The 12,762-nt window shown below is 59.9% G+C and carries 8 protein-coding genes; 2 read left to right on the plus strand and 6 right to left on the minus strand.

The genetic code is table 11. The features are described from left to right. Positions 1–113 precede the first annotated feature (113 nt). Positions 114–3,962 (minus strand): sensor domain-containing protein, encoded by a 3,849-nt coding sequence (locus ACWIKB_RS19265; RefSeq protein WP_475268870.1) that lies wholly within the window; start codon positions 3,960–3,962, stop codon positions 114–116. A gap of 284 nt (positions 3,963–4,246) precedes the next feature. Here ACWIKB_RS19265 and ettA point away from each other — a divergent pair, with 284 nt between their 5' ends. Beyond that, positions 4,247–5,911, plus strand: coding sequence for an energy-dependent translational throttle protein EttA (ettA, locus tag ACWIKB_RS19270; protein ID WP_054616675.1), 1,665 nt, complete (start codon positions 4,247–4,249; stop codon positions 5,909–5,911). A 186-nt stretch (positions 5,912–6,097) separates the two neighbouring features. Here ettA and ACWIKB_RS19275 read toward each other — a convergent pair whose 3' ends face one another. The 5 genes from ACWIKB_RS19275 to ACWIKB_RS19295 form a co-directional block, all read right to left on the minus strand. Next, complete coding sequence (locus tag ACWIKB_RS19275; protein WP_475268871.1) at positions 6,098–6,592, minus strand: GreA/GreB family elongation factor; 495 nt, start codon at positions 6,590–6,592, stop codon at positions 6,098–6,100. Positions 6,593–6,662: 70 nt separating this feature from the next. After that, a complete protein-coding gene (locus ACWIKB_RS19280; RefSeq protein WP_475268872.1) occupies positions 6,663–7,019 on the minus strand; it encodes a hypothetical protein in 357 nt (118 codons plus the stop codon). Positions 7,020–7,097: 78 nt separating this feature from the next. Beyond that, complete coding sequence (locus tag ACWIKB_RS19285; RefSeq protein WP_475268873.1) at positions 7,098–7,403, minus strand: chorismate mutase; 306 nt, start codon at positions 7,401–7,403, stop codon at positions 7,098–7,100. 110 nt (positions 7,404–7,513) lie between these two features. Further along, on the minus strand, positions 7,514–9,367 hold the full coding sequence (locus ACWIKB_RS19290) for an Lnb N-terminal periplasmic domain-containing protein (protein ID WP_475268874.1): 1,854 nt from the start codon (positions 9,365–9,367) through the stop codon (positions 7,514–7,516). Between the two features lie 94 nt (positions 9,368–9,461). Beyond that, positions 9,462–9,950 carry a DUF3015 domain-containing protein gene (locus tag ACWIKB_RS19295; protein WP_054051400.1) on the minus strand — a complete coding sequence of 163 codons (489 nt, stop codon included), beginning with the start codon at positions 9,948–9,950 and terminating at the stop codon, positions 9,462–9,464. A 280-nt stretch (positions 9,951–10,230) separates the two neighbouring features. On the opposite strand from ACWIKB_RS19295, the gene ACWIKB_RS19300 reads away from it, so the two are divergent. Beyond that, on the plus strand, positions 10,231–12,669 hold the full coding sequence (locus ACWIKB_RS19300) for a Lon protease family protein (protein WP_475268875.1): 2,439 nt from the start codon (positions 10,231–10,233) through the stop codon (positions 12,667–12,669). Positions 12,670–12,762: the final 93 nt, after the last annotated feature.

The following is a 12,762-nucleotide window of genomic DNA, read 5'->3' on the forward strand; positions in this document are numbered from 1 at the left end:
GATGTGTGGTGCATGGGCGGGCCTATTCGCGGGCAAGCCTCGCTCCTACAAGGGCGCAAAACCTGTAGGAGCGAGGCTTGCCCGCGAAGGGGCCACCCGCTGCGCTACAAATCTCAATCAAACATGAACAGCGCATCATTGCTGAACTGCGCTTCAAACCGGCTCGCCGGCATCGGCCGGCCGAACAGATACCCCTGAACCTCGTCACACCCATGCTCACGCAGGAAGTCGAGTTGTTCATGGGTTTCCACGCCCTCGGCGATTACCGCCAGGTTCAGGCTGTGGGCCATCGCGATGATGGCCCGGGCAATCTGCGCATCCTGCTCGCCCGACGGCAGGCCGTCGACGAACGTGCGGTCGATTTTCAGCACATCGATCGGGAACTGCTTGAGGTAGTTGAGCGATGAATAGCCAGTGCCAAAGTCGTCAACCGCGATGCTCAGCCCCAGGTTTTTCAACCCGGCGAGAATCTGCATCGCCTCACTGACTTCGCGCATCAGGATACTTTCGGTCAGTTCCAGCTCCAGGCACGCGGGTGGCAGGCCGGTTTCCTTGAGGATGGTGGCGATGCGCGTGCCGAGCTGGCCATCGGAGAATTGCCGCGCCGAGATGTTCACCGAAACCTTCGGCACCCGCACCTTGGCCTGATGCCAGGTCTTGAGCTGACGGCAGGCTTCGCTGATGACCCAGTCGCCGACATCCACCACCAGGCCGAGCTCTTCCAGCACCGGAATGAAATCCCCCGGCGGTACCAGCCCACGACGCGGATGACGCCAGCGCAGCAGGGCTTCGGCGCCGGTCAGGCGCTTGCCGTCGCCGCTGAATTGCGGCTGGTAATACAGCACGAATTCGTTTTGCTCCAGGGCGTGGCGCAAGTCGCTTTCAAGCTCCAGACGCTCCAGAGCGCTGGCGTTCATGTCGGCCTGATAGAACTGGAAGTTGTTTTTGCCGCGCTCCTTGGCGTGGTACATCGCGGTGTCGGCGTTTTTCATCAACTGGCTGAGTTCGTTGCCGTCCTGCGGGCTCAGGGCGATGCCGATACTCGCCGTGACAAAGAACTCGCGACCTTCCAGCACAAACGGTTTCACCAGGCTGGCGAGAATCTGTTCGGCCACGTGAATCGCCCGGTTCAACGCCACTTCACGGTTGATCCGTGGTTGCAGGAGCAAGGTGAATTCATCACCGCCCATGCGCGCCACGGTGTCGTCATCGTCGACGCAACCGAGCAGGCGCGTAGCCATTTCCTTGAGCATGCGGTCGCCGGCGGCGTGGCCCAGTGAGTCGTTGATCGGTTTGAAACGGTCCAGGTCGAGGAACATCAGCACCACCCAGGACTTCTGCCGCTCGGCCGATTGCAGTGCGGTGTGCAAACGATCCTGGAACAGCGTGCGGTTAGGCAGATGGGTCAGGGCGTCGTAATAAGCCAGGCGATGAATCCGCTGTTCACTGGCCTTGCGCTCGCTGATGTCGCTGAAGAAGCACACGTAACTGGCGAGGTCGCCTTCGTCGTCGAGCACCGCCGTGATGCCGACCCACGCCGGGTAATGCTCGCCATTGCGGCGCTTGAGCCAGACTTCGCCTTCCCAGGTGCTGTGCTGATGCAGTTGCTTGAGCACATAACGCAGATGGGCTTCCTGTTGCTCGTCGACGGTGAGCATGTTCGGCAACTGGTCGAGCACCTGCGACACTGCATAACCACTGACACGACTGAACGCTTCGTTGGCCTGGACGATGTAGCCGGCCGGGTCGGTGATCAGGATCGCCGAGGTCGAATGCTCGAATACCGTGGCCGCCATGCGCAGGTCTTTCTCGGCGCGGCGTTGCTGGCTGATGTCGCGACCGACCCCGAGCACGCCTTCGAAGGCGCCGTGTTCGTCCCAGACCAGCACCAGCCGCAGCTCGATCGGGATCTTGCGCCCGTCGGCCCGCAGGCAGTCGAACAGGAACAACTGGGTTTTCACCTGACTGCGCAACAAGGTCAGTTGATCGGGTTTATCCAGGGCTTTGCTGACCCGGTCCATCAAGCTGTAGATGCCGGTCAGTTGTTGCGGGTTGGCGATGGTCGATTGCCAGCCGTTCTGGAAAATCCAGTCGACGTCATAGCCCAACACAGCTTGCACCGACGGGCTGACGTAATTGAGCGACAGCTTGTTATCGGTGGAGAAAATCACGTCGCTGATGCTTTCGGCGAGCATGCGGTAGCGCTGTTCGCTGTCACGCAGGGATTCGCTGGCTTCGATCTGTTCGGTGATGTCCTTGGCTACGCCGATGATGCGTGTGACCTGGTCGTGTTTGTCCCGCGCCAGGGCCTGTTCGCGAATGTCGAACCGCCGCCAGTTGCCATCGCGATGACGGAAGCGCAACTGGCATTGCAGCAATTGCGAGTAGCCGGCCTGACGTTGGGTCTGGCGTGAACGGTGGTAATAGTCGGCGTCTTCGGGGTGCAGCAGGATTTCCCAGAAGTACTCGCCCATCTGGTGCAGTTCGGTGCGGTTGTAGCCCAGGGTCTGGCCCAAATGGTGGTTGCTGAAAATCATCCGCTGGCTGATCACGTCCTGCACATACAGGTGATCCGGCACGGTGCGCACCACGTCAGACCAGAAGCCTTCACGCTCCAGCAGCGACAGCTCGATGAGCTTGCGGCTGGTGATGTCGTTGATGCTCAGGATCACCGCTTTGTAGTCGTGTTGCTCTTCGGGCAAGCGCAGCACCAGCCACAGGTGCTGGTCGCGGCCGTTGGTGTCCTGGAGTTTGATTTCCAGTTCGAGTTGTTTCTGCTGGTTGAGCATGGCTTCCAGCATCTGGTTGCCGATGGCGGTGCAGTCCAGCGGGCTGCCGTCGATCAGCAGCTTCCAGGCCTGCTCGCAAGAGTTGACGTTGAGCAGTTGCAGGGCGACCTGGTTGACCTCGGTGATGCGCAGTTCCTGCAGCAGTTGCAGGCGTTGTTCCGGGACTTCGAGCCAGGTCTTCAACTGTTCGCTGCTGTTGAGCTGGGCCCTGTCGAAAAAGCCTTTCAGCCCGGACAGGTCGAGCACGCACAGCGCAACGCCGGTGCCTTCAAAAATGTCCTGATAGCGGCGGCGCCCCTCATGTAACTGACGCTGGCGTCGGCGCATGCTCAACAGCGCAATAAACGGCAGCAGGGAGAAGGCCAGGCCCAGCAGGCATTTGCCGATAAACGCCGGCAGCAGTTGTTCGAGTACCTGCTCGCGGTCGAACAGCCCGCGCAACTGCCAGTCGCTGCTGCTCAGCGGCACGGTCAGCACGCTGTTGGCCAGGTCATCATCGCTCAGCGTGCCTTGCCGAGTGGCGGGTAGGGCTTCATCGCGGCTGATGATTTGATGATTGATGCGGTTTTCCACCAGCCACAACGGGCGAATGCCGGCTTCAGCCTGTTTGGTCAGTGAGGAGAAAAACGTCGGGGTCAGGCGCAAAGCCCAATAACCACGACTGCTACCGCTGGCTTGATGCAGTAGTAAGTGCACCACGGAGCCATCGTCGGCGTTGCTGAAATAGTGGGCTTGCGAACGGCTGCGGCGTACCAGATCGCTGAGGTAGTCTGCGTCCTGGCTGTCGGCGGCGCTGTCGCTGAGGATTTTGCCGGAAGGGCTCAATAACGCCAGGCTGAGCAGGTCGGGCAACGACTGCTGCAATTTGCGCAGCAGCGCCTGCTGTTCGTCGGCTGATTGCGGTTGCTCGACGATCGGTAGCAGGTTAAGGGCGATTTGCGCGTTGAGCGCCATGTTCAGGCTGACTTGGGAGGCCAGGTCGGCGGTGTAGTCGATGGTGTACTGGCGCTGGTTTTTCTGGGTTTCGCTCAGTTGATCCAGCAGTTGCCAAAACAGCAGCGCGAGCAGCAACAGTACGAGTGTCGCCAGTGCGCCCTTTAATGTTCCGCGCAGGGGGGAGCCGAGCGCGGCAGCCGGTGCACGGTTGGAAAGAGGCGGCGTGACATTAGACAAACTGAAATCCTGCGGTTTGGCTGGACTGGCGCGACGTGCACTATAAGCCGGACGCCCGGAGGGCGGCTAGCATGCCTTGAGTTGTGGCTAAGTGCCAGTCCCTCCCGGCTGGACTGCCATCGGTCATTCAGGTAGCTTTGCCGGTTACGCGGGAGCGTTCCAGCTCCTAGACTCAGGTTTTTTCAGCGCGCACGCATTGATGCTTATCAAGCGACGACGCGCACAGCCTGGCCGGGCATCGCCTGCGCTCCAATCATTCATCTGTCACTGACCCAAGGTTCTCCATGGCTCAATACGTCTTCACCATGCATCGGCTGGGCAAAGTTGTTCCGCCGAAGCGGGAAATCCTGAAAAACATTTCGCTGTCCTTCTTCCCCGGCGCCAAGATCGGCGTACTCGGCCTCAACGGTTCGGGTAAGTCCACGCTGCTGAAAATCATGGCTGGCGTTGACACCGAGTTCGAGGGCGAAGCCCGTCCGATGCCGGAGCTGAACATCGGCTACCTGCCGCAGGAACCGATCCTGGACCCGACCAAGACCGTGCGTGAAGTGGTCGAGGAAGCGGTCAGCGTGATCAAGAACGCCCAGGCGCGCCTGGACGAGGTCTACGCGGCTTACGCTGAGGAAGATGCCGACTTCGACAAACTGGCTGCAGAACAAGCCAAGCTCGAAGCCATCCTGCAAGCCAGCGACGGTCATAACCTGGATCGCCAACTGGAAGTCGCCGCCGATGCGCTGCGTCTGCCGGCGTGGGACGCCAAGGTCGAATTCCTGTCCGGTGGTGAAAAGCGTCGTGTGGCCCTGTGCCGCCTGCTGCTGTCCGCCCCCGACATGCTGCTGCTCGACGAACCAACCAACCACCTGGACGCCGATTCCGTCGCCTGGCTGGAGCACTTCCTGCACGACTTCCCGGGTACCGTGGTTGCGATCACGCACGACCGTTACTTCCTGGACAACGTCGCTGGCTGGATTCTCGAACTCGACCGCGGCGCCGGTATCCCGTACGAGGGCAACTATTCGGGTTGGCTTGAAGCCAAGTCCGATCGTCTGGCTGCCGAATCCAAGCAGCAGTCGGCCCATGAAAAAGCCATGAAGGAAGAACTGGAGTGGGTGCGCAAAGGCGCGAAGGCCCGCCAGTCCAAATCCAAGGCTCGTCTGCAACGCTTCGAAGAAATGCAATCGCAGGAATTCCAGAAGCGCAGCGAAACCAACGAGATCTACATCCCGGCCGGTCCGCGCCTGGGTGACAAGGTCATCGAATTCAAGAACGTCACCAAGGGCTACGGCGATCGCGTGTTGATCGACAACCTGTCGTTCTCCATGCCTAAAGGCGCCATCGTTGGCGTGATCGGCGGTAACGGTGCGGGTAAATCCACGCTGTTCCGCATGCTGATGGGCAAGGAACAACCGGACTCGGGCAGCATCGAAGTCGGCGAAACCGTGCAACTGGCGTGCGTCGATCAGAGCCGCGAAGACCTGGACGGCAGCAAGACTGTATTCCAGCAAATCTCCGACGGTTCCGATCAGATCCGCATCGGCAACTACGAGATCCCGTCGCGTACCTACGTCGGTCGCTTCAACTTCAAGGGCGGCGATCAGCAGAAGTTCGTCAAGGACCTGTCCGGTGGTGAGCGCGGTCGCTTGCACCTGGCCCTGACCCTGAAGGAGGGTGGCAACGTCCTGCTGCTCGACGAACCGTCCAACGACCTCGACGTTGAAACCCTGCGTTCCCTGGAAGAAGCCCTGCTGGACTTCCCGGGCGCCGCCATTGTGATCTCTCACGATCGGTGGTTCCTTGACCGCGTCGCGACCCACATCCTGGCGTACGAAGACGACTCGCAAGCGATCTTCTTTGAAGGTAACTACACCGAGTACGAAGCTGATCGTAAAAAGCGTCTCGGCGAAGCGGCTGCCCAGCCGCACCGTGTACGGCACAAGAAACTGGCCTGATATCGGGTTGGTTGCATAAAAAACGGAGCCTTCAGGGGCTCCGTTTTTTTATGGGGATTCAGATAAACCGCGGTGCGGCCTTCGCGAGCAAGCCCGCTCCCACAGGGGATTTGTATTGGTTACAAATCTGCAGTCCACTGAAGATCAATTGTGGGAGCGGGCTTGCTCGCGAAGGGGCCCTCAAACTCACCCGATCTCTATGCTCAAAACCTCAATCAGCAAATCCCCCGCCGGCCGCTTCCACAGCACTTCATCCCCAACCTGCGCGCCCAACAACGCCCGCCCCAACGGCGAACCCCAATTGATCAGTCCGCTGGCGGCATCTGCCTGATCCTCGCCCACTAACTGCACACGCTGCTCATTGCCCTGCTCATCGGCAAACGTCACCCAAGCCCCAATCTGCACTTTGTTGGTCGAGGAGGCTGGGACGACCAATTGAGCGCTTTGCAGTCGTTGATTGAAATACCGCCAGTCCCGCTCCAGATCAGCCTGGCGCTGCTTGTCCGCCAGTTCACCTTTCGCGCTTTGCTCATTCAGAAGGTTCTGCACCTCGGCGAGTTTCGTTTGTAGCTGGGCGAGCCCGGCGGGGGTGACGTAGTTGGGCTGCGCGCTGACTTGCCGTTCCACTGGCTGGTCGGCTTGCGCGGCGGCGTTATCTTCATTGACGAAAGCACGGCTCATGGTTTTCTCCCGTTATAGGGTTTGGGCCATGCTCGCAGGGATTAAGTTTCGACGAATGTCTGCCAGCGACTTATGGCGAGCGAAAAGCTCGGGCGGCGTCCTGGTCTTTTTGCTGTTGCCAGGCTCGTTCGCGATCATCCCAATGACGGCTGCGGTAGTCATCACGATCGCGGTTTTCCAGCATCGCCTGGCACTGGCGGAAGCCATCGCCCCAACCCTCGGCGTACTGCTTGTCCTTGAGATAGCGCGGCACGTTTTTGCGAAATTCACCGGTCATCGCCCCGGCAGCCTGACGACCACTGACACAACCGTCATCGAAACCATCGGCGAAGGCCGGCGGGTAACCCTTGGCGATCAGATCTTCGTGGGTCGACTGGCAACCCGCGCACAACAGCAACAATGCCACCACACCCACGCAACGCCACATCTCAGACTCCCGGCCGTTCGACGGCCTATATAGCAAGTCTAGAAGTCGATTCGTCAGGCGTTTGTGAAAGGGCTGTGATTAATCTGTCGAGGTCGCGGCCAGGCGAGCATGTTCCGACAGTTCCTGCTCGATGAACGCGGCGATCATGGCGCGGTAAACCTGTTCGGTGACTTCGGGATTCGCACCTGCGGCTTCGGCCAATGCCCGAACCTTGGCGATGACCTGTTCGACTCTGGCGGGTGCTTTTACCGCGTCGTGGTCTTTCTTGAAGCGAGCGGCTTGCGCCACGTAGGCGCCGCGCTCGGCCAGCAGCGTGACAATCTGGTCGTCCAGCCGATCAATGTTCTGGCGAACGTCTTCGAGGGTATTGCAGGTAACGGCCATGTTGGTCGAGCTCCTTATGGGTATGTTCAGAATCAAAAGATCGCAGCCTTCGGCAGCTCCAGGTGAACGCGTTTCAATGTAGGAGCTGCCGAAGGCTGCGATCTTTTGATCTAGTAGTGATACCACTTCACCTCAAGCATCACTTCATTCTCGGGCGAGGCGAGGTGGCTGAATTCGCGCTGGGCGCTCAGGCGCAGGCCCAGGTTGCGCGACAGTTCCCACTGCTGATTCAGGCTCAGGCTACGGCGTACTTCGCCGTTGGTGAAGAAATCGCCCTTGGTCTCGAAGCTGAAGTTGCCCAGCGGGTTCTTCCACAACACGCCGCTGTTGAAGCCGGCTGCCGGGGCAACGAACCCGGCGAAATCATTGTTGTGTTCGATGCGCACGGTGCCCAGCGCGAACCCGAGTACGTCCTCGCCCAGTTGCCAGGTGCCGCCAGCGCCGCCATTGACGTGGCTGACCAGGGTTTCATCGTCATGCTTGCCCGGCACCCGTTCCAGGCCACCAGTGACTTGCCACGACAGCGGTTGCAACAGCTCATTGCGTGGCGTCAGCGAGCGGATGGTCGCCAGGTCCAGTTGCTGCAATTGCCAGTGATTGCCTTCGTACTGGCGCAGTTTCATTTGCAGGATTTCGATCTGCGCGCCCAGCGGAAAGCTCTCGGCGTTGTCGTTGAGATCGTGATAGGCCATGCGCAAGCCGTACTCGCCGAAAGCCTTGTCGCCGCGGGTGCCGATACCGGCCTGCCAGGTGCGGGATTCGTGACCGTCTTCAGGCAAACCGGGGCGCGGAATATCCAGTTCTGGCGGTGGGTTCTGGTTGATCGCGCGCAACAGTTCGAAACTGCGCTGGGCCCGTTGCGGATCGCGTTCCTGGCCGTTGGCGCGGTAGCGTTCAAGTCGATAGGCAGCGTCGATGATCAGCGCCTGGCGATCCTTGGCTTGTGCCTTGAAGGCCGGATCTTGCAGTTGTTTTTGATCGGCGCTGACTTTCAGCACCCAATCCTGTTCTTCACCGGTTAACGGTTCGGCGCGGCTCAGCAACTCACGTTCGCGGGACGGGCGATATTGGATCGACTCCACCAACCCGGCTTCTTTCACGGCTTTGACGGTATCGGTCGGGATCGCGGTCAGCGGGAATTGTTCGGTCAGGCGCAGGCTCGGTCGCGCCACCTGCAGCAGTTCGAGCAGGCGATACGAGCAGTTTTCGTCGAAGAAGAAATAGTCGAACTGGATCTGCTTGAGCTCCCAGACATGCTCAACCATGCGCTCGGTTTCTTGCTGGGTCAGGTTCAAGCGGTATTCCCACAGATCGCGGTTCTCGAGGCTGCGGTATTCGGACAGTTTTTCCTGATACGGCACCAGCGCAAACAAACCCGGATAGCCGCCCATCAAGCCTTTCCAGGCGTAGAGGATGCTGTTGTCCGACCCTTCGATGTAGGCGCCAAAGTTGATCGCATAACTGAGCAGGGCGGTCTGGTCGCTCTGCACATTGGCCTGGTCGATACGCAGCAGGGTGTGGCCGAACATCGATGACGGACTGTTGAGATACGCCGCCGGGAAAATCATCACTGCGCTGTGGGGCGCGACATCCTTGAACCATTGCGTGAACTCGGCGCAGTCCAGCTTCGGCAAGTCGGTCAGGTTGAGTTGGGCCTTGAGCCAGCGCGTGCGCGCCGGGTAAACGCATTGCGCGTGTTTTTCGCCGGCGCTGGCCGGGGCATACAACGCCTGTACCGTCGCGGCCAGTTCATGCTCCGGGTGTTCATTGCCGTCGGGGGCGAGGAAGAATTTCTTGTCGCTGACATAGCTGCGCCAGCCGCCGAGCTTGGCGGTTTCGTAATGGCCCAGGGAAATCCAGAAAGGGTCGTTGGCCAGTTGCTGCAAACGTTGATCGTCGATGTGTGGCGCGGCGGACAGCGGGGCACAGACACAGAGCGCCAGCCAGGCAAGGCGTTTGAGCATAAGTGGGCAACTTAAGTCGGAAGAAACAAAGACCCAAAGAGGGGCAGGTCCAAAAAACAAAAGCCGCTCCCCGAAAGGAGCGGTTGGGTCGAGCTTAAGCTTGAGTGGCGTACTTGGCCAGACGAGGATCGCTCTTCAGGACGGCCAGGGTGTTGGTATGCACGTCGTCAGCAGTCACGTCAGCCTTGCTGAAGATTTGCTGGAAGTGCTCGTGAGTCACGGCGGCGAAGTGCGCACGGTCTTCCGGCGCCACGCCCAGTACCACGGCATAGGTAGTCAGCGCTTCGCCGTTACCTTTGGCCATGTCTTCGGACAGCTCGTTCATCATGCCATTCATGGCAATCCAGGATTTGCCGCCATAGGTCAGCGCCGCGTTGGTCGAGCAACCGTTGGTACCGGAAGTCATACCAAATGTTGCGTTACCCGAGGTGCCGTTCGTGGTGGATGCCAGGAAGTGAGCCGGGGTGCCGCGCTGTCCTTCGAACAGCATGTTGCCCCAACCACAATCCGGGCCGCCTGGCGCTTGAGCCATAGCATTGAGGGATACAACGGTGAAGAGAGTACCGAGAAGAATCCGTTTCATAGCTTTGTTCTCTTTGTGTGCATACCAATGGACAAGGGGTTCTGGCGCCATCTCGACACCAGTGGGCCGGTTATTAGTTCCAGCCGCGCAGTTTGGAGTTTAGGCACGTTCCAAGGGTTCCGTGATTTTTTGCAAAACATTCCCGGTAAAACATTGATTTACCCCCGCCCCGCCGGGGGATAGCGGTTTGTCTATGCTTTGGCTTGAGGCGCGCCTTGCCAGTCGGGTATGGGCAGCGCCAGAATGCCGCTATCTGCCCCGCCTGATGTAAGGAAGCCCGATGCCTGATCCTGTTGCTGCCAGCTTGCGTCTAGCGCCCGAAGCGCTGACCCGTCCGTTTTCCGCTGAACAGTTCAGCTTCTCTACCACCAATGATCTGGAGCCCTTCCGCGGTGTGCTTGGCCAGGAACGTGCGGTTGAAGCCTTGCAGTTCGGTGTGGCCATGCCACGCCCCGGTTACAACGTCTTCGTCATGGGCGAGCCCGGCACTGGCCGTTTCTCGTTCGTCAAACGCTACCTGAAAGCCGAAGGCAAGCGCCTGCAGACCCCGGCGGACTGGGTCTACGTCAATAATTTCGATGAGCCGCGCGAACCCCGCGCGCTGGAATTGCCATCCGGCACCGCCGGTGCGTTCATCGGTGATATCAACGGCTTGATCGACAACCTGCTGGCGACGTTTCCGGCAGTGTTCGAACACCCGTCCTACCAGCAAAAGAAAAGCGCCATCGACCGCGCTTTCAACCAGCGCTACGACAAGGCCCTGGACATCATCGAACGCCTGGCCCTGGAGAAGGAAGTCGCACTGTATCGCGACGCCAGCAACATCGCGTTCACCCCGATGAGCGAAGGCAAGGCACTGGACGAAGCGGAATTCGCCCAGCTGCCGGAAGCTGATCGCGAGCGTTTTCACGAAGACATTTCCGGTCTGGAAGAGCGTCTGAACGAAGAACTCGCCAGCCTGCCGCAATGGAAGCGCGAGTCGAGCAATCTGCTGCGTCAGCTCAACGAAGAAACCATCACCCTGGCCTTGCAGCCGTTGCTGTCGCCGTTGTCGGAGAAATACGCCGAGAACGCCGCGGTGTGCGGTTACCTGCAAGCGATGCAGGTGTACCTGCTGAAAACCGTGGTCGAGCAATTGGTCGACGACAGCAAGGTCGACGCGGTTGCGCGCAAGATGCTCGAAGAGCAATACGCGCCAAGCCTGGTGGTCGGTCATTCGGCGAGTGGTGGCGCACCGGTGGTGTTTGAGCCGCACCCGACCTACGAAAACCTGTTCGGCCGTATCGAATACAGCACCGACCAGGGCGCGCTCTACACAACTTATCGGCAACTGCGTCCGGGTGCGTTGCATCGCGCCAATGGCGGTTTCCTGATTCTTGAAGCGGAAAAAATGCTCAGCGAGCCGTTCGTGTGGGATGCGCTCAAGCGCGCCCTGCAATCGCGCAAACTGAAAATGGAATCGCCGCTCGGTGAATTGGGGCGTCTGGCCACCGTGACTCTGACCCCGCAACACATTCCGTTGCAGGTCAAAGTCATCATCATCGGTGCCCGGCAGCTCTACTACACGCTGCAAGACCTCGATCCTGACTTCCAGGAGATGTTCCGCGTCCTGGTGGACTTCGACGAAGACATCCCGATGGTCGACGAGAGCCTGGAGCAGTTCGCCCAGTTGCTCAAAACCCGTACCTCCGAAGAAGGCATGGCGCCGCTGACCGCCGATGCGGTCGCGCGTCTGGCGACCTACAGCGCGCGTCTGGCGGAACACCAGGGACGTTTGTCGGCGCGTATTGGCGATTTGTTCCAACTGGTCAGCGAGGCGGATTTCATTCGTCACCTGGCTGGCGACGAGATGACCGACGCCGGGCATATCGAACGTGCCCTCAAGGCCAAGGCGACCCGTACCGGGCGCGTCTCGGCGCGGATTCTCGACGACATGCTGGCCGGGATTATCCTGATCGATACCGATGGCGCGGCCGTCGGCAAGTGCAACGGGCTGACAGTGCTGGAAGTCGGCGACTCGGCGTTCGGTGTACCGGCGCGGATTTCCGCCACGGTTTATCCGGGTGGCAGCGGGATTGTCGACATCGAACGTGAGGTCAACCTTGGCCAGCCGATTCACTCCAAAGGCGTGATGATCCTCACCGGGTATCTGGGCAGCCGTTACGCCCAGGAATTCCCGCTGGCGATTTCCGCGAGCATCGCGCTGGAACAGTCCTACGGTTACGTCGATGGCGACAGTGCATCGTTGGGCGAGGCGTGCACGCTGATTTCGGCGCTGTCGAAAACTCCGCTCAAACAGTGTTTCGCGATCACCGGTTCGATCAACCAGTTCGGTGAAGTGCAGGCCGTCGGTGGGGTCAACGAGAAGATCGAAGGCTTCTTCCGCCTCTGTGAAGCCCGCGGGCTGACCGGTGAGCAAGGGGCGATTATTCCCCACGCCAACGTCGCGACGCTGATGCTCGACGAGAAAGTGCTATCGGCGGTGCGCGCGGGGCAGTTCCATGTCTATGCCGTGCGCCAGGCCGACGAAGCCCTGAGCCTGTTGGTGGGCGAGCCGGCGGGTGCGCCGGACGAGAACGGCGAATTCCCTGAAGGCAGCGTCAACGCGCGGGTAGTGGAACGCTTGCGGGTGATCGCGGAAATGATCAGCGAAGAAGATCTCAAGGAAGCCGAGAAGGAGATTGCGCTGGAAGCGTTGGTCGAGGCCAAACCGGCCTGAACGATCTCGACGTAGATCCCCTGTAGGAGCGAGGCTTGCCCGCGAATGCAATCTATCAGCCGACATTAATGTTGGCTGATACACCGCCTTCGC

The organism is Pseudomonas sp. 5Vm1k, from assembly GCF_056161485.1.